Genomic DNA, 23525 nt, shown 5'->3' on the forward strand with positions numbered 1-23525 from the left:
CATACGCATACGTCTTTACTTGTACATACAAGCATATGCAATCAAGCGGCCAACTTGCTGGATGAGTGTTCAAGAAAAATTTTTAAAGGGCTGGAAAGCGCCTGGATCAAGGGTTCTGGCAAAGATGAAATTTTTCGGGGGGATTTTGCGAGGAGGGTTACAGCTGTTACTTGAGCGGGGTTTTGCGCCACGCTGGGGCGTTCGGTAACAAGTTGGTGCGCATTCGGGAACGTTGAAAAGCAAAAGATCGCAGCCTCGTTTCACTCGACAGCTCCTACAGGGATGGTGTTCATCTTGTAGGAGCTGTCGAGTGAAACGAGGCTGCGATCTTTTAGGTATTTTGAATCAGCGTGCAGTCAGCTCGATCACGCAGCATGGGCCATTGCTGGAGACTTCCAGCAGGCCGGCGTTACCGTCGAGTTGCAGGCAATCATGGCGACCGAGTTGTGCGGCACTGTTACCAACCTTCACTTCAAGCTCGTCGGTGACACTGAACACGAGCACCGTGCCTGCCGAGCTGAAAAACCGTTGCTCGCCGTCCAGCCACTGCAATCGCGCGCTATAACGCTGCGGCGCATAAATCAGGTTGAAATCGCGAATCGGCCCGCCGAGTAATGTGCAGGAAACCTGGCTCTCGCCGCTGAAGGCAAACGGGTCCAGCGGTAACAATGGCCGCGTGTCCTGACCATCAACCCGCAAGGTCATGCCGTCGCCTTGCAGCACAGTGATCACTCGCTCATAGCCCGCGAATGTCGAGAAACCGCCCGACTCGCCGATATCGGCAATCGACAGGCGCCAGCCGAAACCCTCAAGGCCGGCACCTCCATCACGGGTGATTTCTTCAGTGCTGCCGCCGCCGTTTTTCCATGGCATGCGTGGGTAATCTATTGCACGTAGAACCTTGAACTGACTCATTTATGCTCTCTATTTATGAAACCGACCTTCCAGACGATGACGGGAACCGGGGTGGATCAAACGGGCGGCTGTCACCGGCTGACGGCCGGACCAGGTGCGGCGACGAATCAGCAGGCACGGCTCGCCCTTTTCAATCTGCAGCAACTTGCACTCGCTGGCCTCGGCCAGAATCGCCTCGACCACGTGCTCGCCTTCAGTCAGCGGCGCGACCTGGTTCAGATAGGCGTATGGCGTTTGCAGAGTGAAGTCCTGCTTGAGGTAGTCCGGCGCCACCAGTGCGTTGACGAAACGGTCTTCGATTTGCACCGGAATATCGTTTTCGAAATGCACGATCAGCGAGTGAAAGACTTTCTGGCCTTCGCGCATGTCCAGTGCCAGCGCCCGCTCGGAACCTGCAGCCTCTTCTTCGAGGGTGATGACCTTGCAGGTGTGGCGATGGCCACGGGAGGCGATTTCGTCGGCGATGTTGTGGACTTCAAACAGCGCGGACTGACTTTTCGGTTCGGCGACGAACGTGCCGACACCCTGCATGCGCACCAGCAGACCGTCGGCGGTCATCTCGCGCAGGGCGCGGTTGATGGTCATGCGGCTGAAACCCAGCTGGTTGACCAACTCGCTTTCCGACGGAACGCGGTAGTGCGGCGGCCAGTTTCCACTGTCGATTTGCTGGGTGATCATCTGTTTGACGCGGGCGTACAAGGGCGCCGGACTGTCGCCCATGTGTGCGGCCAACGGAGAGACTGCAGGCGGAGTCGGCACGGTTAATCCTTGGTCGTTTGGTTGAAGTTGCTAGCTTGCCGGAGTTTACCGAGCAGGCAAACGTCTGTATATGTATATACAAATAACACACGATGGGGTGCTGAACCATGTCCGCCTTCTTTGCCGAACGCGCGCTGCTGCCTAGTGGATGGGCCAACAATGTACGTCTTGAGGTCAGCGCCGACGGCGTGTTGACCCATATCCAGGCCGATTCCAACGCAGATGGCGCCGAACGGCTGAGCGGTCCGCTGCTGCCGGGTATGCCGAATTTACACTCCCACGCCTTCCAGCGGGCCATGGCCGGGCTGGCGGAAGTGGCGGGTAATCCGAATGACAGTTTCTGGACCTGGCGCGATTTGATGTATCGCCTCGTCGGAAAAATCAGCCCGGATCAACTCGGCGTCATCGCCCGTCAGCTGTACATCGAAATGCTCAAGGCCGGTTACACTTCGGTCGCGGAATTTCACTACGTACACCACGACACCAACGGCCAGCCTTACGCGGACCCGGCCGAACTGGCGCTACGCATCAGCCAGGCCGCCAGTTCCGCCGGTATCGGCTTGACCCTACTTCCGGTGCTCTACAGCCATTCCGGTTTCGGCGGCCAGGTCCCGAACGAAGGCCAGCGCCGCTTTATCAACAGCACCGAAAACTACCTCAAGCTTCAGTCACGCTTGCAGCCGATCCTGGCGCAGCAACCGGCGCAGTCGCTGGGTTTGTGTTTCCACTCGTTGCGCGCGGTAACACCGCAGCAGATCAGCGAAGTGCTGGCGGCCAGCGACCAGCAGTGCCCTGTGCACATTCACATCGCCGAACAGCAGAAAGAAGTCGATGACTGCCTGAGCTGGAGCGGCCGCCGTCCGCTGCAATGGCTGTACGAAAACACCGAAGTCGATCAGCGCTGGTGCCTGGTTCACGCGACCCACGCCAACCCGGAAGAAGTCACGCTGATGGCCAAGAGTCGCGCCATCGCCGGCTTGTGCCTGACCACCGAAGCCAACCTCGGCGACGGTATCTTCCCGGCGGTGGATTTCCTCGCTCAGGGCGGGCGCATGGGCATCGGTTCCGACAGCCATGTGTCATTGAGCGTGGTGGAAGAGTTGCGTTGGCTGGAGTACGGCCAGCGTCTGCGCGACCAACGCCGTAATCGTTTGTATGGCGCGGATCAGCCGATGGTTGGCCGCACGCTGTACGACGCGGCGCTGGATGGCGGCGCTCAGGCGTTGGGTCAACCGATTGGTGCGCTGGAAGTTGGCAAACGTGCGGATTGGCTGGTGCTGGATGGCAACGATCCGTACCTGGCGACAGCCAGTGGCGATGGGATTCTCAATCGTTGGTTGTTTGCCGGCGGTGATCGCCAGGTGCGGGATGTGCTGGTCAATGGCCAGTGGGTTGTGCGCGACGGGCGTCATGCGGGCGAAGAAGAGAGTAACCGCGCTTTCACCCAAGTCCTGCGCGACCTGTTGGGCTAACACCGGAAACAAAAGTGGGAGCGAGCTTGCTCGCGATGGGGCCGTCAGATTCAACATCAATGTTGACTGACAGTCCGCTATCGCGAGCAAGCTCGCTCCCACATTTGGTTACTGGTAACCCGTTAGTTCGAGGTCTTGGCCATCTGCGTATCGGTCGCGCGCCAGATCAGCCGCGTAGTGTCGTAACCCTGCTGACGTGCCTTGCTCAGCAGTTCTTCACGCACTACACCATTGACCGTCGGGGTCCGTGACAGCAGCCACAGATACTTGCGGCTCGGATCGCCAACAATGGCGGTTTTGTAGTCATCGCTGACGTACAACACCCAGTACTCTCCCTTCGCCGCACCCGGTATCAGCCGCGAAAACCAGGTATCGAACTCGACCCACAGCTTGTCGGGCTTGCCCGGCTCCTGTGGCCAGGCCACGCCTTTGGCCTCTTCCCATTGCCAGTCTGCCGTCAGGCAGCGATTCAGCACCAACACTTTGCCGTCAGGCTTGAGCGTGTAATGGGCTTCGGATTGCGCGCAGTTGCGCTGGAAATACATCGGCAGACGGGCCAATTCGTACCAGGTCCCTTGGTACTTCTTGAGATTGACGCTGTTGACAGTTTTCGGTGCCAACGGATCTACGCCGGAAGTGGCGCAGCCGGCCAATACCAGGCCGGCTAAAAGGACTATCAGTAACCGTTTCATTGTTTTTCTCCCGTGGGCGCATAGCCCCGGATTACTTCAGGCCTTGGCCGGAAAACATCAGCACTTTGTCACCGGCGTACTGCACGCTGATAAAGCTGTTCTTGTCGCCCCAGGTACAGCTGGACATGCCGAGCGCGCCCGAGCAATCGGAGGGTTTACCCAGCAAGGTTTCTACCTCGGCTTTGGGCATGCCTGACGACAACTTCGAGTAGTTTTCCTGATTGATCTTGCTGCAAGCGGCCAACAACACGCAGAACGAAAGCAGGGCGATAGAACGCAGCGACATGGTGTAGCTCCTGGGGCGAAGGGGAATGGCATGGCTGCCAAGCTGAAGCTTAGAAGAGAAAACCCCTGTCTGGTTCCGTGGCCGGCCGGCTATTTTTGGGCCGGTCGTCCGCCTTTCGTGAAATATAAGGAACTTTTGTTTGCTGTTGACCATTTCGTCGGTATTCGCAAAAGCCGCCTAATCTTTGGCGCCGCTCAGTCGACATAAAAGCAGCGCAAAGCCCACGACTGTGGCAAATTGACGCCCCTTTGTTGACCAGCCTCTTCGCGGTAGCTCATTTAATGACCAGAAACATGAAGTTCAGCCACAAGATCTTGTTGGCTGCCGCCCTCGTGGTGGCCGTTGCATTCGCTTGTTTCATCCTCTTCAACGACTACCGCCAGCGGCAAACCCTGCGCAGCAGTACCGAATCCTCGATGCAGGAACTCGGCAGCCTGACCACCAGCAACATCCAGACCTGGCTGGAAAGCCGCATCCAGTTGCTACAATCGCTGTCCCAGCAGATCGCGGTGGACGGCAGCGCCCAGGCCAACCTCAAGCGCGCCATCGACCTGCCCGCCTACACCAGTAATTTTCAGCTGAGCTACTTCGGTGGCACCGACGGCGTGATGTTCTCGGTCCCGGCCGGCAATCGAGCGGCGGATTACGACCCCCGCGCCCGCGGCTGGTACAAGGCGGCCAACAGCGCGCAACAGACCATCGTCACCGAACCTTATATCGCCGCGTCGTCGGGCAAATTGGTAATCACCGTCGCCACGCCGGTGAAATATCAGAATCAAATGATCGGCGTCGCCGGGGCAGACATCGACCTGTCCAGCGTCAGCGCGATCATCAACTCGCTGAACTTCGGCGGCCACGGCCATGCGTTCATCGTCAGTGCCGACGGCAAGATCCTGATTCACCCGGACAGCAAACTCGTACTCAAAAGCCTGACCGACGCCTACCCGAACGGCGCGCCGAAAGTCAGCCCGGGCATGAAAGAAGTCGCGATCGACGGCAAGACCCAATTCATCTCCTTTACCCACGTCAACGGTGTGCCTTCGGCAGACTGGTACGTGGCACTGGTGCTGGATCAGGACACCGCGTTCTCGATGCTCAGCGAGTTCCGCACCTCGGCGATCATCGCCATGGTCATTGCCGTGGTGATCATCATCGCGTTGCTGGGCATGCTGATCAGCTTCCTGATGCAGCCGCTGCTGACCATGGGCCGCGCCATGCATGACATCGCCGAAGGCGAAGGTGACCTGACCAAACGCCTGACCATTCACGGCCAGGACGAATTCGGTGCCCTGGGCACCTCGTTCAACCGTTTTGTGGAGCGTATTCATACGTCGATTCGCGAAGTGTCCTCGGCCACCGGCCAGGTCAACGAAGTCGCCTTGCGTGTGGTTGCCGCGTCGAACTCGTCGATGTTCAACTCCGACCAACAAGCCTCGCGCACCAGTAGCGTGGCCGCCGCCATCAACGAGCTGGGCGCCGCCGCTCAGGAAATCGCCCAGAACGCCGCCCTCGCCTCTCAGCATTCGAGCGATGCTCGCGCATTGGCCGAAGACGGTCAGCAAGTCGTCGATAAAACCATCGCGGCGATGCAGCAGCTCTCGGCGAAGATCAGCGATTCGTGCGGCAACATCGAAACGCTCAACAGCAACACCGTAAACATCGGGCAGATTCTGGAAGTGATCACCAGCATCTCCCAGCAGACCAACTTGCTGGCACTCAACGCCGCCATCGAAGCGGCCCGTGCCGGTGAAGCCGGTCGCGGTTTTGCCGTGGTGGCAGACGAAGTGCGTAACCTCGCGCACCGTACTCAGGATTCGGCGCAGCAAGTGCAGAAGATGATCGAGGAACTGCAAGTCGGCGCTCGGGAAGCCGTGAGCACCATGACCGACAGCCAGCGCCAGAGCGAAAGCAGCGTCGGCATCGCCAACCTGGCGGGCGAACGTCTGGGCAGCGTGACCCAGCGTATCGGTGAGATCGACGGGATGAACCAGTCGGTGGCCACTGCGACGGAAGAGCAGACGGCGGTGGTGGAGTCGATCAACGTCGACATTACCGAGATCAACACGCTGAATCAGGAAGGCGTGGAGAACTTGCAGTCGACCTTGCGTGCGTGTTCAGACCTTGAACAGCAGGCGGCGCGGCTTAAACAGTTGGTGGGTAGTTTCAGGATTTAAGCCATTCTTGCGGGCCCCTTCGCGAGCAAGCCCGCACACACATTGGATTTGCGTCGATCACAAATCCCCTGTGGGAGCGGGCTTGCTCGCGAAGACGGCATCTGCAACAACGAAGATTTAGAAACGAGACCCGGGCTTCGAAAGAAACGCCAACTCCTCAGCCGTAGATTCCCTTCCCAACACCGCATTGCGATGCGGAAACCGCCCAAACCGTGCAATCACTCTCTGATGCCGCTCGGCATAATCCAGGTTATCGGCAAACACCGCCCGATCAGCCTCAGGCTGCTGCGCCACCAGCTCGATAAACCGCGAAACCGCTTCGTTCTGCACCGCCAGATTCTCGCAATGTTCAAACACCAGATAGATGAATACCCGTTGTATGGGGCGCAACTGCCGATCAAAATCCGCAGCAATGCCTTGCGCCACCAGTGCCTGAGCCCTGAGATCGCCTGAAAAGGATTTGGGAGTGTCGCGATAGATCATGCGCGGGAGTTGATCGAGCAGCAGCACCAGGGCCAGCCAACCTTCGGGGCGTTGCGCCCACTCGGTCAATCCGCCGGCCAGTGCCTGCTCGACCCAGTCCCCGAAACGCGTGCGCGCTTCGAGGTCCTGGCTGTCGCGCTTGCCGAACCATAACTTGCCCTTGTCAGCCGCTATTTCGTGGGGGGATTCGAGGGTTCCGAACCACCATTCGAGCAACGGCTGCCAGGGCGCGGTCATGGGTTTATTCCTTGTGGTAAGCCGTGACGCGTTCGACTTCTTCTTTCGAACCGAGGAACACCGCGACACGCTGGTGCAAGCCGTCAGGCTTGATGTCGAGGATGCGCTGATGGCCATCGGTGGACGCGCCGCCAGCCTGTTCAACCAGGAACGACATCGGGTTGGCTTCGTACATCAGACGCAGCTTGCCCGGCTTGGACGGCTCGCGACTGTCGCGTGGGTACATGAACAGACCACCTCGGGTCAGGATGCGGTGCACGTCCGCGACCATCGCGGCGACCCAGCGCATGTTGTAGTTCTTTTTCAGCGGGCCTTCTTCGCCAGCCAGCAATTCGCCGACGTAGCGTTGTACCGGCGCTTCCCAGTGACGCTGATTGGACGCGTTGATCGCGAACTCCTGAGTGGAGGTCGGGATCTTGATGTCTTCATGGGTCAGCACGAAGCTGCCCATTTCGCGGTCCAGGGTGAAGCCTTTTACGCCGTCACCCAGGGTCAGGATCAACATGGTCTGTGGACCGTAGATCGCGTAACCGGCAGCCACTTGCTCGGTGCCTGGCTGCAGGAAAGCCTTTTCGTTCAAGGGCTCGTTTTGGCTCAGGTATTCGTTCGGGCAACGCAGCACCGAGAAGATCGTACCGACCGGCGCGTTGATATCGATGTTCGACGAGCCGTCCAGCGGGTCGAATACCAACAGGTACGCGCCTTTCGGGTATTTGCCCGGGATCTGGTAGGCATTGTCCATTTCTTCGGACGCCATGCCGGCCAGGTGACCGCCCCATTCGTTGGCTTCGAGCAGGATCTCATTGGAGATCACGTCGAGTTTTTTCTGCACTTCACCTTGGACGTTTTCAGTGCCCATGCTGCCCAGAACACCACCGAGGGCGCCTTTGGACACGGCGTGGTTGATCTCTTTGCAAGCACGCGCCACCACTTCGATCAGGAAACGCAGATCGGCAGGGGTGTTATTGCTACGGGTCTGCTCAATCAAATAGCGACTCAGGGTAACGCGGGACATGGAAGGCTCCGGTGGAATGGGGGGCTAAAAACCCGCGCAGTTTAACGCGAGTCGGGGCGCATTTCCTCCTATCAGACGTGTTACACCCAATAGAGTTCATGCGCCCGATTGAGCGTAGTTCGAAACGCAGGAGATGTGAGCGGAGGATGAGTGGCAGTTTCGTGACTTTCTTTGCCTGACATTCCGTCTTCGCGAGCAAGTCGGATCGCCGCACCGCCGCTCCCACATTTGATCTTCAGCAAACACAAATTATGTGTACGACAGAAATTCAGTGTGGGAGCGGGCTTGCTCGCGAATGGTGCGTAGCACCAGCCATCCTCAGGATTTGGTAGCAGGCTTGCGCAACAGACTGAACGCCATCGCGCCCAGAAACAAAACACTGAGCAGCAACACCGCCCACAACCCGAACTTCTTCCAGTTTGTGTCCATCGTCGCAGCCGTTGTCACGGTCGACGCTGGCGTGGCCACCGCCGCGCCTTCGACCGTAGCCTTGCCCAATGTCGCCAACTTTGCAGCGCTGTAATCCGGAATCAACGTCGACAGTGGCAGGTTCGCCGCCTTCACCGTGGCACTTCCCAGCGCGAGCGTATAAGGCCCCGCCCCGCGCGCCAGGAACACCAATTGAATGGAGCGCACGGCGAATCGCACAGTCGGTGCCACGGCACCCAGACCACCGCCGCGCTCGTCCACCGTCAGTTTCAACTGCTGCACGGTTTGCCCCGACAGCTGCAATTCGTTCTGCACCACATCCTGGCCACTCTGGGTCAGGCGATAAAGCAAACCGCTGCTCAGCGGCTGCCACGGCAGGCTACTTTCCCGACGACCGGACAAGGTTACGGGTGCCAAACTGTTGGGCTGACTCAACTCGACCTGCAAGCGTTCGACATTCAGCCCCATGGGTAATTGCCAGGTGTATTCACCGGGCTTCACGCTGCTGCCGGCCAGCGGTTGCGACCAGACAAGTGGTAGCGGCAGGCTGCGGGTCTTGGCGCTTTGCAGTTGCGCCGAGGTCAACGTCGGTGCCGATTGCGGCGTGCTCCATAGCAATCGCAGATAACGGGTCGTCTGACCCGGCAGAGCGACTTGATGTTGCTCGACCCGCTCGTCGGCAAACGTCAGGCGTGCCACCTGCCCTTCGCCCCACGACTGCCAATGCTGCAGGTCGTCGCTGGCCTCGATGGTGAAACGCTGGAAACCGTCGCGCTCGCTGGTCCAGTCGAGGATCAACTGCTGCAACGGTGCTTTGATGCTGCTGGCGTCGAGCAACCAACCGCGCAGCATTTCTTCGCCCGCCTCCAGCTGACTGGACGGCTGCACTTCGACCAGCGTGCCATTGGCGCTCGATTGCACCCGTACGCTCGGAGCGTGCTCAGTGGAGTCCGCCGAGTTGTACAGCGGGAACCATTTCACGTCGGTCAGGGTGCGGTTGTCGCTGGTCTGCGCCGGCGCGCGCGCCAAGGCATACGCCTGAGCCTCACCGGCGGCATTGAACACGCGCACATCGCTGAGATCGGTTTGCCGCGCATTCAATTGCACGCTCAACGGCAATTCGAGGCGATACCACGGACCTTCACCACTGACCGACAACGGCACCTGCGTGGCGAAGTCCGCCAGTTTTTCCTGAGCACTGGCCGACAGCGCCACGCCCAACGCAACAACGCCCAACCAGACAAGGTTCAGCTTCTGACTCAAGACGACACTCCTTCGGTTTGCGGGGTCGGTTTTTCAGCCTCCGGCACAGCCTCGACGCGCTTGGGCGGCAACGGGGCGAAATAGCCCACCACCAGCAGCAACACGCCAACGCCGATAAACGAGACGATTCGGGCGAGTCCGCCGCGGTTACTCAATTCGACAAAGAACAGTTTGGCCACCACCACACCGATCAGCCCCGCACCGATCAGCCAGACTTCGCGGCGATGACGCAGATGGCCGCCGATCATCAGACTCAGGGCCATCAAGGTCCAGACGATGGACAGACCGGCCTGCACCAGCATGGACTCGAGCAACGCATCCAGTTCGAACGGCACACCGCCCCAATGATGGGCCGTGCGCATCACCAGCGCAGTAAAGAACACAAACAGCGAGGCGCCAGCGATCAGTTGCGTGGCGTGATCCAGGTAGTCCTTGCGGATCGACAGTTGCGTCACGGCGCTGCGGGACCACACGTAGACGCCGAACAGCGCAAACAGCAGACCCAACTCCAGCGGGTTGATCAGCGGCACGTACGGCAACGGTTCGGCGGTGCCGTCGCTGACGACGTTCGCCAGCCAGAACCAGCCGAGCATTAGCAACGCCAGCGGTGCCGCCGCGTACATGCGGTATTCGCGCGAATAAGCTGACACCGGCCATGGCCAGGCACGGGGTGCCGCCATCAGCACCAGATACAGGCTCGGCAGAATCGCCCAACCCAACCAGCGCCAGGCGTTGTACTGCTCGGACAACAGCAGCAAGCCGTAACGCAGTTCCAGGGCCAACACGCCGATCAACAGCCAGCAGCCGAGCACGTGCGCGGCACTGAGGGCGCGCGCCGGCAACATCGGCGCCAATCGCCGCAGGGAGATGAAATGCACAACAAACACGGCCGCCCATGCCAGCCAACCGACGTTGGCCGCCGGGTGATAACGCGAGTGCCACGCAGCCAGCAACACCAAACCGGCCGCAGGCATCAGCAAGGTGCAGAGCAATCCCAGCGACGACCATTTCAGGCGTAGCGCCAACACTGTCCACAGCGCAACGCTCAGCGCAGCAACGGCCAGCAACAACGTCGCTTGCAGATTCAACGGCGCGAAGCGCAGCACTTCACTGATCCACGCCAGCGCCCACCAACCCCCACCCCACACCAGCAGCACTTCGGATAAACGCTGCAAACTCAGCCCATCGAAGGCCGAAGCATGATTGCCGAGCTGCAAGCGCCAGGCGCCAACCATCGCAGCCAAACCCAACACCAGCGGCGCCCAGAAACCGCTATGAGCCAGAGGCGTCAATCCTTCGCTCGCAAGCGGTCCGAGCAAATCAGGCCCGGCCATCAGGAACGCCGCGCCGCCGATGACCTGCAACAGCAAACCGAAGACAAAACTCACGCGCTGCTTGAGGTACAGACTCAGCCAGATGATGAGCAGACCGCTGGCCGCCCATACCGCACTCGCCGTTTGCCAAGGCAGAACGAACAGCACCGCCAGATTGATCAACACCAGACCGGCCAGCAGCACCACCGACAAGCCGCGCAGCAATCGCACATCGCTTCGGACCATCTCGTCGCGCGCCGCCAGCAACATGCCAGCGATCAGCGCCAGGCCGATCAACGACGCGCTCAGCAGGCCGCTCCAACCCGCGTTGAACACAGCGCCAGACTCACCGCTCGAACCCTGTAGCCGCATCAGGAACAACGCACCGCCGAGCAACTGCACGGCGAACGCAGTGAACAGGAACGTGCGCGATTGCAGACGCAAGCCAACAAACAACGTCGCCAACCCCGCCAGCGCCCAACTGATCGCCGTGCCGTGAGTGAAGAAGAACAACGGCGCCAGCAGATAGAGGAAGGTCAGACCGAGGCAGGCCAATACCGGCAGCCCTTTGCGCTCCCATTCCGACGTCTGCTCGGGCAAAGCTTTACGCAACTGGTAGAAGCTGAACAACAACGCCACGCCGAGCATCAGCGCACCGAGCGGCGCACCGTCGAGCAGGCTGCTTTCACCGATCCGCAGCTCACTGATAAACGCCAGCGCCGAGCCCAGTTGCAGCAGCAAGGCAAAGGCTCGGGCCAGCGGTCGTTGCTGACGCAGGCCGAGCCAGAAGATGCCGGCGCCTTCGACGGCCCAGGCAGCAGCAGTCCAGCGTGCATCGAGCCCCAACGGAATCGCCAGGCTGGCGAAGATCACCCCCAGCGCCAGACAGGTTTCCGCCAGCAGCAACGCTCGTCCGCCCATCAACAACCGCGCCAGGCCCATGTAAATCATGCCCAACGCCAACGCGCTGAAGGCTGCGGCAAACTCGAGATGCTGAACCAGCGCGAACTGCAAGCCGAAGCCCACCAACGGAGGACCGAACAGCATTGTGCCGTCGACGTAATCGCCCTTGCGCGCTGACCAGTGCAGCAGCGCTTCACGACTGCCGTCCTCGGGTGCGTCGCTCATTTCCAGCAACTTGCGCCGGGCGAACAGCAGACCGATGGCCAGGTACATCAGGAAAAACACAATCAGGAACGGCTCGGTGCTCCACAACAACTCCGGCATGTAGGAACGCAGGCCCCAGGCGAAACCGATGCCGAAGGTGCCGACGAAGCCGATCAGGTTGAGCAGCCGCCAGGCCTTGAACCAGGCGATGGCGAGGATTCCGGCGTTGAGCAAGGCGAAATAGCTGAACAGCGCAATATGGTTGCCAGCGCCGGTGGAGGTCAGGATCGGCGCGGCAAAACCGCCCAACGCTGCAGCGGCAGCCAGGCCCAAGGCATCCTGGGTGATGGCGAGAATCGCCGAGAACACCGTCACCGCGACCAGCAGGCCTAACGCCGCCGTAGGATCGAGCAGCGGATGCAGGCGCATTGCGGCAAACACGGTCAGGTACAACACCGCGATCCCGGTGCCCTGCATCATCAACGCGTAATTGCTGTTGCGTGTTCTAAGCCACCAACCCAGCCCCAGAAGCCCCAATGCCGCCGCCGCAACTCCGGCGTAACGCAACTCGATCGGCACCACCATGCCTTCGGTGGCGTAACGCAGCAGGAAGGCCAGACCGAGAAACAACAGCACCACACCGACCCGCAGCACGGTGTTGCCGCCGAACAGCCAGTTGCGGGCGCCACTGATGGCGCGGTCGATGAAGTTCGGGGCGCGTGGGGTAGCGGGTTGTTGCGGCTCGCGGGCGACCGGCTCGGGTTTCCAGGCATCGACGGGCACTGGACGGCTGCTTTCGGCGGCTGCCGCGGTGATCGGCTCCAGTTCGGGAGGGAGTTCCCAGATCAGCTCCGGGGTCTCGGCAGGGATTTCGTCGAGAATGAATTCAGGAGGTGCAGCGGCTTCGCTGACAACTGGCTCGCTGGTTTGCGGCGCCTTGACGCCTGACACCTCCAGCAATGCCAGACGTTGCTCGACCGCCTTCAGCGCCACCTGCGCCTGTTCAAGCAGCCGGCGCTGCTCGACAGCCTGTGAACCCAAGCGACCGATGCGAATGGCCTGGCCAATACCCAACCCGAGCAGCGCGCCCAACAGCGCATCACTGAACGACTCGTCGAGTACCCAACCCAGCACCAAGCCAATCAGCATGAACATCCATTGCATGGTCGATATCCCTAAGCGCAGTGGCCAATCCAAGAAGATTAGCGCAGCCCGTACAGCAAAGATCGCAGCCTTCGCCAGCTCCTACACCGCCCACGTTTACCCAATGTTAGGTGAACGCTGACTGTAGGAGCTGCCGAAGGCTGCGATCTTTCCCGGGGCGCCAGTATATCGATCCGAGCGAAGGCTTACTCCAACGCTTTCCAGATATCCGTGGCGTACTCGCGAATGGTCCGGTCAGAGGAGAACCAGCCCATCCTGGAGGTGCTCAACACCGCCGAACGCCACCATTCCTTCGAATCGTGCCAATGGGCTTCTACCCGCATCTGCGCGTCCCAGTAAGAGTCGAAATCGGCGCAGACCAGGAAGCGATCGTAGTCGATCAGCGAATCGATCAATCCTGTGTAACGAGAAGGATCATCCGGCGAGAACACCCCGCCGCGAATCGCTTGAAGCACGTCATTAAGCCGATGGGATGCGGCAATATCAGGCGTCGCGTTGAACTCATGGTTCTGCTTGCGCGCTTCAACCTGCTGAGCGCTGAGGCCGAAGATGAACATGTGCTCGACTCCGATGCGCTCGCACATTTCCACGTTCGCCCCGTCCAGGGTGCCGATGGTCAGCGCGCCGTTGAGGCCGAACTTCATGTTGCTGGTGCCCGAAGCTTCGAAGCCTGCGGTGGAAATCTGCTCCGACAAATCCGCTGCCGGAATGATGCTCTCCGCCAGACTGACGTTGTAGTTGGGCAGGAACACCACTTTCAGCAAACCGCGCACCGTCGGATCGTTGTTCACCACCCGGGCGATGTCGTTGGTCAGTTTGATGATCAGCTTGGCCTGGTGATAACTGGCCGCCGCCTTGCCGGCGAAGATCTTCACCCGCGGCACCCAATCGATTTCCGGTTCGGCGCGAATCGCCTGATACAGCGCAACGGTGTGCAACAGGTTGAGCAACTGACGTTTGTATTCGTGGATCCGTTTGACCTGCACGTCGAACATCGCGGCCGGGTTGACCGCAACGCCAAGCCGCTCATGAATGATGTACGCCAGGGCTTTCTTGCTGTGCAGCCGCTGCTCGGCGAACGCCTTGCGGAACGCGGCTTTCTCGGCGAACGGTTCCAGGCCGAGCAAACGTTCTTCCGGGTTGTCCAGCAGATCGGGGCCAAGCGCGTCGACCATCATCGAGGTCAGCTCCGGGTTGGCCTGGTAGAGCCAGCGGCGGAAGGTGATGCCGTTGGTCTTGTTGTTGATCCGGTCCGGGTAGAGGTTGTGCAGTTCGGAAAACACCGTTTTGCGCATCAACTGCGTGTGCAGTGCGGACACGCCGTTGACGCTGTGGGAGCCAAGGAACGCGAGGTTGCCCATGCGCACGCGGCGACCGTTGTCTTCCTCGATCAGCGACACCGCGCGCAGGACCTCGAAGTCATGGATACCCTTGGCCCGCAGCGAATCGATGTGCTGGGCGTTGATCAAATAAATGATCTGCATGTGCCGCGGCAGCATCCGCTCCATCAAACCGACCGGCCAGGTTTCCAGCGCTTCCGGCAGCAGCGTGTGGTTGGTGTAGGACAGCGTGTCGACCGTGACTTGCCATGCCGCATCCCACGCGACGTCATAGACATCGACCAGTTGCCGCATCAGTTCGGCCACGGCTATCGAAGGGTGGGTGTCGTTGAGCTGGATCGCTGCATGATCGCCCAGGGTCAGGACTGAGGTGTGCATGTTGCGATGACGACGCAGCAAGTCCTGCAAGGACGCGGCGACGAAGAAATACTCCTGACGCAGGCGCAGTTCCTGGCCCGCTTCGGTGCTGTCCGCCGGGTAGAGCACCCGGGAAATACTTTCGGCCCGGGCGACTTCTGCCACGGCGCCCAAGTGGTCGCCGGCGTTGAAGCGTTCCAGGTGCAAATCTTCCATGGCCCGGGCGCGCCACAGGCGTAGCGTGTTAACGCTCGCCCCGCGCCAGCCGACGACCGGCGTGTCATACGCAATCGCGCGAACGGTTTCTGCTGGCGTCCAGACTTGCTTGGACTTGCCCGCTTCGTCGGTGACGGTTTCGACACTGCCACCGAAACCGATCGGGTAAACGACCTCTGGCCGTTCAAACTCCCAAGGGTTACCGAAATCCAGCCAGTGTTCGGTCTGTTCCTGCTGCCAGCCGTCGACGATGGCCTGGCGGAACAAGCCATGTTCATAACGAATGCCGTAACCGTGGCCGGCAATGCCGAGGGTCGACATGCTTTCCATGAAGCACGCGGCCAGACGACCGAGGCCGCCGTTGCCCAGCGCTGCGTCGGGCTCCAGCAGGCGGATGCGTTCAAGGTCGACGCCGAGCTCAGTCAGGGCCTCGCGGGCAACGTCCAGCAGGCCGAGGTTGCTCAGGCTGTCGTAGAGCAGACGGCCGATCAGAAATTCGAGGGAGAGGTAATAAACCCGCTTTTGACCTTTGCGGTAGATCTGCCGGGTGTGGTCCATCCAGTGCTCGACCATGTGATCGCGCGCCGCCAAGGCAATGGCTTCGAACCAGTCGTGGTCGAAGGCGTGATCCGGGTCTTTGCCCACCGCGTAGGTGAGTTTGGTCAAGACGGCGTCGCGGAATGCGGCCACCTCTGCTTCGCGAACAAGTGGTTCTTGAGTCATCGATAGGACCTCGAGCGAGCGTGGAGTTGTTGAGCCTAGACGGTCTGACAGGCCGTTGGAACTCTGGTTCGGCAGTTTTTCCCGTTAGTGTGAGATAGATCGACATTACCTTGTCGCGCACCGGAAAGAATGCAGGTGCCGTGCCGGGTTACAGGTGTTATTGGGCGGAATACGAAAAAAATCTGGCGAAAGGTTGTTCAAAAATCCACCAGTCCCGGTATGATCGCGCGCCCTGATGCACGCTGGTAACAACCGATGATGAAGTCCAACCTGATCGCCGCCGCGGAGATCGATCGCCTCGATACCTGGGCCAAGTACTCCGCCCCGATGTGTGGTTCGTGCGTTTCCAGCTGCTGCACCCTGCCGGTCGAGGTCAAGATCAAGGATCTGATCCGTATCGGCATCGTCGATGAGTTCGAGCGCGGCGAGCCGCCGAAGAACATCGCCAAGCGTTTGCAGAAGGAAGGGATCGTCGAGCGTTACAACCAGAAGTCCGAGATCTTCACCCTTCAGCGCATGAGCAACAACGATTGCCTGTACCTGGATCGTAAGAGCCGTCTGTGCACTATTTATGAAAAGCGCCCGGATACTTGCCGCAACCACCCGAAAATCGGGCCGCGGCCGGGGTATTGCGCGTATAAGCCGAAAGAAATGGCGCGTGAGACCAGCGAGAGCCGTCGGACCCTCGAAAAGTTCTGATCGTCGCTGAGTTCTTCGGCGGCTGACCGTCCGCCTTCGCGAGCAAGCCCGCTCCCACATTGGTTCTGTGAACGACGCAGATCCAATGTGTGCGGGCTTGCTCGCGAAGGGGCCGGAACAAACACCGCACAACCCCCAGACAAACAAAAACGCCCCCGACCTTGCGGTCGGGGGCGTTTTTTTAGCAGCTAACTAAGTCGAAACTCAGTTACCGGCTTTCTTGGCAGCGCGGGTACGCTCGCTTTCGCCCAGGATCTTCTTACGAAGACGGATGGACTTAGGAGTGACTTCGCACAGTTCGTCTTCTTGCACGAACTCAAGAGCTTGTTCCAGGGTGAAACGGATAGGCGGAACCAGAGCGATGGTTTCGTCTTTACCCGAGGCACGCATGTTGTCGAGCTTCTTGCCTTTGGTTGGGTTGACGCCCAAGTCGTTGTCGCGGCTGTTGATGCCGACGATTTGACCTTCGTACACGTCTTCACCGTGACCCAGGAACAGTTTGCCGCGAGCTTGCAGGGTTTCCAGCGAGTAAGTCAGAGCCTTACCGGTAGCAACCGAAACCAGCACGCCGTTTTGACGGCCGGACATGTCGCCGGACTTCATCACGTCGTAACGGTCGAAGATCGAGGTCAGGATGCCTGCACCGGAGGTCAGGGTCAGGAACTCGTTACGGAAACCGATCAAGCCACGAGCCGGGATGTTGTACTCAAGGCGCACACGGCCCTTGCCATCCGGAACCATGTTGGTCAGGTCGCCTTTACGGATACCGATCTGTTCCATGATCGAACCTTGCGATTCTTCTGGCAGGTCGATGGTCACGTTTTCGTACGGTTCGTGCTTGACGCCGTCAACCATGCGGATGATCACTTCCGGACGACCAACACCCATTTCGAAGCCTTCGCGACGCATGGTTTCGATCAGTACCGAGAGGTGCAACTCACCACGGCCGGAGACTTTGAACTTGTCGGCGGTGTCGCCTTCTTCAACGCGCAGGGCAACGTTGTAGAGCAGTTCTTTGTCCAGACGCTCTTTGATGTTACGGCTGGTGACGAACTTGCCTTCACGACCGCAGAACGGCGAGTCGTTAACCTGGAAGGTCATGGAAACGGTTGGTTCGTCAACGGTCAGCGGCTTCATCGCTTCGACGTTCAGTGGGTCGCACAGAGTGTCGGAGATGAACAGCTGGTCGAAGCCGCTGACGCAGACGATGTCGCCGGCAGCTGCTTCGTCAACGTCGATACGGTGCAGACCGTGGTGACCCATCAGCTTCAGGATACGACCGTTACGGCGCTTGCCGTCGGCGTCGATAGCCACAACTTGAGTGTTCGGCTTGACGCGACCACGGGCGATACGGCCAACGCCGATAACACCCAGGAAGCTGTTGTAGTCCAGTGCCGAGATTTGCATCTGGAACGGACCGTCACGGTCAACTTGTGGAGCCGGTACGTGGTCAATGATCGCCTGGTACAGCGGGGTCATGTCTTCAGCCATGTCGGTGTGTTCCAGACCGGCAATGCCGTTCAGGGCCGAGGCGTAGACGACTTTGAAGTCCAGCTGTTCTTCGGTAGCACCGAGGTTGTCGAACAGGTCGAAGATCTGGTCCAGAACCCAGTCCGGACGCGCGCCTGGACGGTCAACCTTGTTGATGACCACGATTGGACGCAGGCCGGCTTCGAAAGCCTTCTTGGTCACGAAACGGGTTTGCGGCATAGGGCCGTCTTGAGCGTCAACCAGCAGCAGAACGGAGTCAACCATCGACATTACGCGTTCAACTTCGCCGCCGAAGTCGGCGTGGCCCGGGGTGTCCACGATGTTGATGTGGTGGCCGTTCCAGTTGATGGCGGTGTTTTTCGCCAGAATGGTAATACCGCGTTCTTTCTCCTGGTCGTTGGAGTCCATCACGCGCTCGTCGTTGAGCTCGTTGCGCTCCAGGGTGCCGGATTGACGCAAGAGTTTGTCTACCAGGGTGGTCTTACCATGGTCAACGTGAGCAATGATGGCGATGTTGCGTAGATTTTCGATCACTTGTGTATCTCGATCAGAGGATTCGGTGTGCTGACAAGTCTTGGCAGCGATTTACAGTAGAGTCAGGCCTTGCCGTTACAGCTTGACGGCAGAGTCGGGGGGCCGGTGACGCAGGCCACAGGCATACAGCCCCGGGCTCTTAGCTCGGTCGATAAACGCGCACATTGGCATGCCCCTCACTGAGCAAATGGTGGGCATGCAGGCGACTCATCACGCCTTTGTCGCAATACAGCAGGTACTGGCGAGTAGGGTCCAGTTCCTTGAAACGAGCGTTCAATGCATAAAACGGCATCGTTTGTACCTCAATGCCAACGAGGCCCAGCGGGTCGTCTTCAGCGGCATCCGGATGACGGATGTCAATGACGATCTGACCAGCCAGCGCTTCGCTGACTTCTTCGATCTGCAAATCCTGGCCCAATTCGTCGATCACGCGATCGATCGGCACCAGTTTGGCGTTCTCGAGCGCACGCTCAAGTACTGCCATGTCGAACTGTTGTTCTTCGTACTCCACGCGTGGACGCTTGGCGTGGGTCTTGGGGTTCACCGAGATGACCCCGCAGTATTCCGGCATGTGCTTGGCGAAGTCGGCAGTACCGATTTCGTTGGCCAGGTCGATGATGTCCTGCTTGTGACTGGCGATCAGCGGACGCAAGACCAGCTTGTCGGTCACGCAGTCGATCACGGACAGGTTCGGCAGCGTCTGGCTCGACACCTGGGAAATCGCTTCGCCGGTGACCAGCGCATCGATCTCCAGCCGATCGGCAATACGGGAAGCAGCGCGCAACATCATACGCTTCAAAACTACGCCCATATGACTGTTATCGACTTTACCGAGAATTTCTCCCAGTACTTCTTCGAACGGCACACTCACAAATAACACGCGTTGGGAGCTGCCGTACTTCTTCCAGATGAAGTGCGCGACTTCCATAACGCCCAGTTCATGAGCTCGTCCGCCCAGATTGAAGAAGCAGAAATGGCTCATCAGCCCGCGGCGCATGATCTGGTAAGCGGCGACGGTGGAATCGAAGCCGCCGGACATCAGCACAAGCGTCTGTTCCAGGGCACCCAGCGGATAACCGCCGATGCTGTTGTGCTGGCTGTGGATCACGAACAACCGTTTGTCGCGAATTTCGAGGCGAACTTCGATTGCAGGCGTTTTCAGCGAGATTCCGGCGGCGCCGCACTGACGACGCAGTTGGCTGCCGACGTATTTCTCGACGTCCATCGAGCTGAATTCATGCTTGCCGGCACGCTTGCAGCGCACCGAAAAGATCTTCCCGGCCAATGCATCACCGAAGTGCTGCTTGCACTTGGCGACGATGTCGTCGAAGTCACCCAGCGGGTATTCGTCGACTTGCAGGAAATGCGCGATGCCCGGCATGCAGCTCAGGCGCTCGGTCATCTCCTTCAGGGCTTTGGGCTCGCTGACGCGGGTTTCCAGCTCGAGATTGTCCCACACACCGTTCACCACCACAGCCGGGTCCAGGTCGCGGAGCACGGTACGGATGTTTTTGGCCAACTGGCGGATGAAACGCATCCGTACCGGGCGGCTCTTGATGGTGATCTCGGGGAAGACTTTTACGATTAGTTTCATGAAAACAGCGCGCGCTGGGCCAGCCGAAAAAGGGGGGCGCGGATTATAGCGGAAATTGCTCAAGGTTTAACCAGTTAATGTGCAGAAGGTTTTGCGCGCACCAAAACAGGTCATTTGTTGAATTTAACGCTACATTACGGGGCGCTATTTCCAGCTTTGCTCCCCTTTGCACCTTTATAAGCGTGAAATTGGGGCAAAAAACCCATGGTGGGGCACTGGCATGCAATTTGCTCCCTTGTGAGGCAGGTTGCCTTGGCAGAGTATTCGCGCCGGCATCACCCACATTCTAAGGGCATCCACTACTAAGCCCGAAGCCACCCGGAGGACACTATGTCGAAGTCGGTTCAACTCATCAAAGATCATGACGTCAAGTGGATTGATCTGCGCTTCACGGACACCAAAGGCACTCAGCACCACGTGACCATGCCGGCTCGCGACGCGCTGGATGAAGCTTTCTTCGAAGAAGGCAAAATGTTCGACGGTTCCTCCATCGCTGGTTGGAAAGGCATCGAAGCCTCCGACATGATCCTGATGCCGGACGACAGCACTGCCGTTCTCGACCCGTTCACCGAAGAGCCAACCCTGATCCTGGTTTGCGACGTGATCGAGCCTTCGACCATGCAAGGCTACGACCGTGACCCACGTGCGATCGCCAAGCGTGCCGAGGAATACCTGAAGTCGACCGGTATCGGCGACACCGTATTTGTTGGTCCAGAGCCTGAATTCTTCATCTTCGACGAAGTGAAGTTCAAGTCCGACATCTCCGGCTCCATGTTCAAGATCTACTCCGAACAAGGTTCGTGGATGTCCGACCAGGACGTGGAAGGCGGCAACAAAGGCCACCGTCCAGGCGTCAAAGGCGGCTACTTCCCGGTTCCGCCGTTCGACCACGACCACGAAATCCGTACCTCCATGTGCAACGCCATGGAAGAAATGGGCCTGGTCATCGAAGTTCACCACCACGAAGTGGCAACTGCCGGCCAGAACGAAATCGGTGTGAAGTTCAACACCCTGGTGGCCAAGGCTGACGAAGTTCAGACCCTGAAGTACTGCGTACACAACGTTGCTGATGCATACGGCCGCACCGCGACCTTCATGCCTAAGCCACTGTACGGCGACAACGGTTCGGGTATGCACGTTCACCTGTCCATCGCCAAAGATGGCAAGAACACCTTCGCTGGCGAAGGCTATGCCGGCCTGTCCGACACCGCTCTGTACTTCATCGGCGGCATCATCAAGCACGGTAAAGCGCTGAACGGTTTCACCAACCCGTCGACCAACTCCTACAAGCGTCTGGTCCCAGGTTTCGAAGCTCCAGTGATGCTGGCCTACTCGGCTCGCAACCGTTCCGCTTCGATCCGTATTCCTTACGTGTCCAGCCCTCGTGCTCGCCGTATCGAAGCCCGCTTCCCGGATCCGGCAGCCAACCCGTACCTGGCCTTCGCTGCCCTGGTAATGGCCGGCCTGGACGGTATCCAGAACAAGATCCACCCTGGCGATGCTGCTGACAAAAACCTGTACGACCTGCCGCCTGAAGAGGCGAAAGAGATCCCACAAGTTTGCGGCAGCCTGAAAGAAGCCCTGGAAGAGCTGGACAAAGGTCGTGCGTTCCTGACCAAAGGCGGCGTTTTCAGCGACGACTTCATCGACGCTTACATCGCTCTGAAAAGCGAAGAAGAAATCAAAGTACGTACGTTCGTACACCCACTGGAATACGAGCTGTACTACAGCTGCTGATCCAGTAGCGCCTGCGCAAGCGGCGTGACAAAAAAGAGGCCTCCTTCGTTCGGGAGGCCTTTTTTTGTGGGCGCGATTCAACGGGAGCGAGCTTGCTCGCGATGGCGGCGGATCAGCCAACATCAATGTTGAATGAGAAACCGCTATCGCGAGCAAGCTCGCTCCCACAGGTATTTACGGTGCTTGATGGACCTCGTTAAACCATGCCCAAATGTTTACAACTTGGGACAATCGCCGCACCTGACCTATGCTGCACCTCAACGCTTTTGTTTCTGGTCGATTTTATGGGTCGTGGTTTTCTACTGATGTTGCTGCTGATCGCCCTGCCCGCCGCAGCGCAGATCTACAAGTACACCGACGCCGACGGCAACACCGCCTACAGCAATCAACCGCCCGATGGCGTGAAGGCTCAGCCGGTCGAGTTGCCGCCGCTCAACAGTGTCGAGCCCCAAGTCCCTTCTGCGCCAGCGGTCGAAGCCACCAGCCGCGAACAGCCACGCAGCGCTTACGAGGTGCTGGAGCTGACCAACTTACCCACCACCGAAGCACTGCGTGCCAACAACGGCACCTTCACCGTCAACGTGCTGATCAAACCCCGCCTGCAAGGCCCTCATCTGCTCAGGCTGTTGCTGGACGATCAACCTTATGGCCAGCCGAGTAACGTACCGATCCTGCAACTGGTCAATATTCACCGCGGCACACACAGCCTTGCTGTACAGGTGACCGACGGGGAAAACATCGTTCAACAAAGCCCCTCCGTGACGTTCACCGTACAACGGGTGCATAAGCCGTGAGGCTGTGGCTGCTGATCACCTGCTTGATCGCCCTGCCGGTGACGGCCGAGGTGTTCACCTACATCGACGCCCAGGGCAATCGGGTCTACACCGACCAGCCAGGCTCCGGCAACGCCAAGCGCGTGCCACTGGCGACGAGTAACCGCATGTCCGCCAACCCTGGCGGCGCAGCACCGGTGATGGCTGGAAAGAAGGCCGAAACAAAACCACTGTTCCACTACGACATGCTGAGAGTATTGGTACCGGAGCCAGACGCCACGGTGCGCAGCAGTGCTGGCGAGATTGTCGTCAGCGTCACCAGCGAACCCAGCCTGCAACGAGGCCATCGCTACCAACTGCTGCTCGACGGCCAACCCACCGCAGCGCCCGGCCTGAGCCCGGTATTCGCCCTGAGCAACATCGATCGCGGCAGCCATAATCTCTCAGTGGAAATCCTCGACGAGCAGGGCCGCACGGTCGAGCGCACCGCCAACCAGCCGTTCCACATGCTGCGCATCTCCCTCGCACAGAAGCGTCAGGTCAAACCCTGCGCCCTCGACGACTACGGCCAACGGCCGGAATGCCCGCTCAAAGACAAACCCGTAGAAGAAAAAAATCCCTTCCTGCGCTTCTTCTAACGCCGCTCAAGTTTGCGCACTATATTGGTGCAATTGGTTGCACCATACTCACATCCCATCCCATTTTGGTTCGAAAGTACCCGCCAAAGCTGGCAGAACGCCACGCAAACGAGC

18 protein-coding genes and 1 pseudogene are annotated in these 23525 nt (G+C 59.3%); 8 read left to right on the forward strand and 11 right to left on the reverse strand.

Annotated features, from left to right (window positions below; all coding sequences use genetic code 11):
* Positions 1–345: 345 nt before the first annotated feature.
* Together CUN63_RS10560 and hutC are read right to left on the reverse strand one after the other, a co-directional pair.
* Positions 346–915, reverse strand: coding sequence for a HutD family protein (locus CUN63_RS10560; RefSeq protein WP_129439229.1), 570 nt, complete (start codon positions 913–915; stop codon positions 346–348).
* A 9-nt stretch (positions 916–924) separates the two neighbouring features.
* Positions 925–1635: a histidine utilization repressor gene (gene hutC / locus CUN63_RS10565; protein ID WP_177326944.1), complete on the reverse strand. Its 711-nt coding sequence runs from the start codon at positions 1633–1635 to the stop codon at positions 925–927.
* A gap of 146 nt (positions 1636–1781) precedes the next feature.
* Here hutC and CUN63_RS10570 point away from each other — a divergent pair, with 146 nt between their 5' ends.
* Positions 1782–3146 (forward strand): formimidoylglutamate deiminase, encoded by a 1365-nt coding sequence (locus CUN63_RS10570; RefSeq protein WP_129439231.1) that lies wholly within the window; start codon positions 1782–1784, stop codon positions 3144–3146.
* Between the two features lie 122 nt (positions 3147–3268).
* Here CUN63_RS10570 and CUN63_RS10575 read toward each other — a convergent pair whose 3' ends face one another.
* Positions 3269–3838 (reverse strand): lipocalin family protein, encoded by a 570-nt coding sequence (locus CUN63_RS10575; RefSeq protein ID WP_129439233.1) that lies wholly within the window; start codon positions 3836–3838, stop codon positions 3269–3271.
* A 31-nt stretch (positions 3839–3869) separates the two neighbouring features.
* A complete protein-coding gene (locus CUN63_RS10580) occupies positions 3870–4124 on the reverse strand; it encodes a hypothetical protein (protein ID WP_008149462.1) in 255 nt (84 codons plus the stop codon).
* 30 nt (positions 4125–4154) lie between these two features.
* Between CUN63_RS10580 and CUN63_RS31680 the strand changes: the two genes are divergently transcribed.
* From CUN63_RS31680 to CUN63_RS32725, 3 genes and pseudogenes are all read left to right on the forward strand, one after another.
* On the forward strand, positions 4155–4331 hold the full coding sequence (locus CUN63_RS31680; RefSeq protein WP_165353246.1) for a hypothetical protein: 177 nt from the start codon (positions 4155–4157) through the stop codon (positions 4329–4331).
* 86 nt (positions 4332–4417) lie between these two features.
* Positions 4418–5440, forward strand: a pseudogene (locus CUN63_RS32720) (cache domain-containing protein); the annotation flags it as partial.
* A gap of 93 nt (positions 5441–5533) precedes the next feature.
* Positions 5534–6298, forward strand: a complete 765-nt coding sequence (locus CUN63_RS32725) for a methyl-accepting chemotaxis protein (protein ID WP_371925557.1) — start codon at positions 5534–5536, stop codon at positions 6296–6298.
* Positions 6299–6415: 117 nt separating this feature from the next.
* Here the strand turns inward: CUN63_RS32725 and CUN63_RS10590 are convergent, their stop codons facing one another.
* The 5 genes from CUN63_RS10590 to CUN63_RS10610 all read right to left on the reverse strand — a co-directional run bounded on the left by CUN63_RS10590 (position 6416) and on the right by CUN63_RS10610 (position 15945).
* Positions 6416–7018: a DUF924 family protein gene (locus tag CUN63_RS10590; protein ID WP_129439237.1), complete on the reverse strand. Its 603-nt coding sequence runs from the start codon at positions 7016–7018 to the stop codon at positions 6416–6418.
* Positions 7019–7022: 4 nt separating this feature from the next.
* Positions 7023–8033: a class 1 fructose-bisphosphatase gene (locus CUN63_RS10595; protein WP_129439239.1), complete on the reverse strand. Its 1011-nt coding sequence runs from the start codon at positions 8031–8033 to the stop codon at positions 7023–7025.
* A gap of 318 nt (positions 8034–8351) precedes the next feature.
* Positions 8352–9725 (reverse strand): DUF3999 domain-containing protein, encoded by a 1374-nt coding sequence (locus CUN63_RS10600; protein WP_129439241.1) that lies wholly within the window; start codon positions 9723–9725, stop codon positions 8352–8354.
* Positions 9722–13309, reverse strand: a complete 3588-nt coding sequence (locus CUN63_RS10605) for a DUF2339 domain-containing protein (RefSeq protein ID WP_129439243.1) — start codon at positions 13307–13309, stop codon at positions 9722–9724. The genes CUN63_RS10600 and CUN63_RS10605 overlap by 4 nt, the downstream gene beginning before the upstream one ends.
* Positions 13310–13494: 185 nt before the next feature.
* A complete protein-coding gene (locus CUN63_RS10610; protein WP_129439245.1) occupies positions 13495–15945 on the reverse strand; it encodes a glycogen/starch/alpha-glucan phosphorylase in 2451 nt (816 codons plus the stop codon).
* Between the two features lie 255 nt (positions 15946–16200).
* On the opposite strand from CUN63_RS10610, the gene CUN63_RS10615 reads away from it, so the two are divergent.
* The gene (locus CUN63_RS10615; RefSeq protein WP_129439247.1) at positions 16201–16644 is read left to right on the forward strand and encodes a YkgJ family cysteine cluster protein; all 444 of its coding nucleotides are present in this window, start codon (positions 16201–16203) and stop codon (positions 16642–16644) included.
* Positions 16645–16848: 204 nt separating this feature from the next.
* On the opposite strand, the gene typA is transcribed toward CUN63_RS10615, so the two are convergent.
* Together typA and thiI are read right to left on the reverse strand one after the other, a co-directional pair.
* On the reverse strand, positions 16849–18669 hold the full coding sequence (gene typA / locus CUN63_RS10620; protein WP_129439249.1) for a translational GTPase TypA: 1821 nt from the start codon (positions 18667–18669) through the stop codon (positions 16849–16851).
* A gap of 139 nt (positions 18670–18808) precedes the next feature.
* Complete coding sequence (thiI, locus tag CUN63_RS10625; protein WP_129439251.1) at positions 18809–20263, reverse strand: tRNA uracil 4-sulfurtransferase ThiI; 1455 nt, start codon at positions 20261–20263, stop codon at positions 18809–18811.
* Positions 20264–20593: 330 nt separating this feature from the next.
* Here thiI and glnA point away from each other — a divergent pair, with 330 nt between their 5' ends.
* The 3 genes from glnA to CUN63_RS10645 all read left to right on the forward strand — a co-directional run bounded on the left by glnA (position 20594) and on the right by CUN63_RS10645 (position 23411).
* A complete protein-coding gene (gene glnA / locus CUN63_RS10635) occupies positions 20594–22000 on the forward strand; it encodes a glutamate--ammonia ligase (RefSeq protein WP_046045568.1) in 1407 nt (468 codons plus the stop codon).
* Positions 22001–22284: 284 nt separating this feature from the next.
* Positions 22285–22794, forward strand: a complete 510-nt coding sequence (locus CUN63_RS10640) for a DUF4124 domain-containing protein (protein ID WP_129439255.1) — start codon at positions 22285–22287, stop codon at positions 22792–22794.
* Positions 22791–23411, forward strand: a complete 621-nt coding sequence (locus tag CUN63_RS10645) for a DUF4124 domain-containing protein (protein ID WP_129439258.1) — start codon at positions 22791–22793, stop codon at positions 23409–23411. Before CUN63_RS10640 ends, CUN63_RS10645 begins: the two co-directional genes overlap by 4 nt.
* Positions 23412–23525: the final 114 nt, after the last annotated feature.

Source organism: Pseudomonas sp. ACM7 (genome assembly GCF_004136015.1).
Classification (GTDB): domain Bacteria; phylum Pseudomonadota; class Gammaproteobacteria; order Pseudomonadales; family Pseudomonadaceae; genus Aquipseudomonas; species Aquipseudomonas frigoris.

Coding starts and splice junctions, on each gene's coding strand:
- CUN63_RS10560 (WP_129439229.1), bottom strand. CDS start 915: ATGAGTCAGTTCAAGGTTCTACGTGCAATAGATTACCCACGCATGCCA.
- hutC (WP_177326944.1), bottom strand. CDS start 1,635: ATGGGCGACAGTCCGGCGCCCTTGTACGCCCGCGTCAAACAGATGATC.
- CUN63_RS10570 (WP_129439231.1), top strand. CDS start 1,782: ATGTCCGCCTTCTTTGCCGAACGCGCGCTGCTGCCTAGTGGATGGGCC.
- CUN63_RS10575 (WP_129439233.1), bottom strand. CDS start 3,838: ATGAAACGGTTACTGATAGTCCTTTTAGCCGGCCTGGTATTGGCCGGC.
- CUN63_RS10580 (WP_008149462.1), bottom strand. CDS start 4,124: ATGTCGCTGCGTTCTATCGCCCTGCTTTCGTTCTGCGTGTTGTTGGCC.
- CUN63_RS31680 (WP_165353246.1), top strand. CDS start 4,155: ATGGCTGCCAAGCTGAAGCTTAGAAGAGAAAACCCCTGTCTGGTTCCG.
- CUN63_RS32725 (WP_371925557.1), top strand. CDS start 5,534: ATGTTCAACTCCGACCAACAAGCCTCGCGCACCAGTAGCGTGGCCGCC.
- CUN63_RS10590 (WP_129439237.1), bottom strand. CDS start 7,018: ATGACCGCGCCCTGGCAGCCGTTGCTCGAATGGTGGTTCGGAACCCTC.
- CUN63_RS10595 (WP_129439239.1), bottom strand. CDS start 8,033: ATGTCCCGCGTTACCCTGAGTCGCTATTTGATTGAGCAGACCCGTAGC.
- CUN63_RS10605 (WP_129439243.1), bottom strand. CDS start 13,309: ATGCAATGGATGTTCATGCTGATTGGCTTGGTGCTGGGTTGGGTACTC.
- CUN63_RS10610 (WP_129439245.1), bottom strand. CDS start 15,945: ATGACTCAAGAACCACTTGTTCGCGAAGCAGAGGTGGCCGCATTCCGC.
- CUN63_RS10615 (WP_129439247.1), top strand. CDS start 16,201: ATGATGAAGTCCAACCTGATCGCCGCCGCGGAGATCGATCGCCTCGAT.
- thiI (WP_129439251.1), bottom strand. CDS start 20,263: ATGAAACTAATCGTAAAAGTCTTCCCCGAGATCACCATCAAGAGCCGC.
- glnA (WP_046045568.1), top strand. CDS start 20,594: ATGTCGAAGTCGGTTCAACTCATCAAAGATCATGACGTCAAGTGGATT.
- CUN63_RS10640 (WP_129439255.1), top strand. CDS start 22,285: ATGGGTCGTGGTTTTCTACTGATGTTGCTGCTGATCGCCCTGCCCGCC.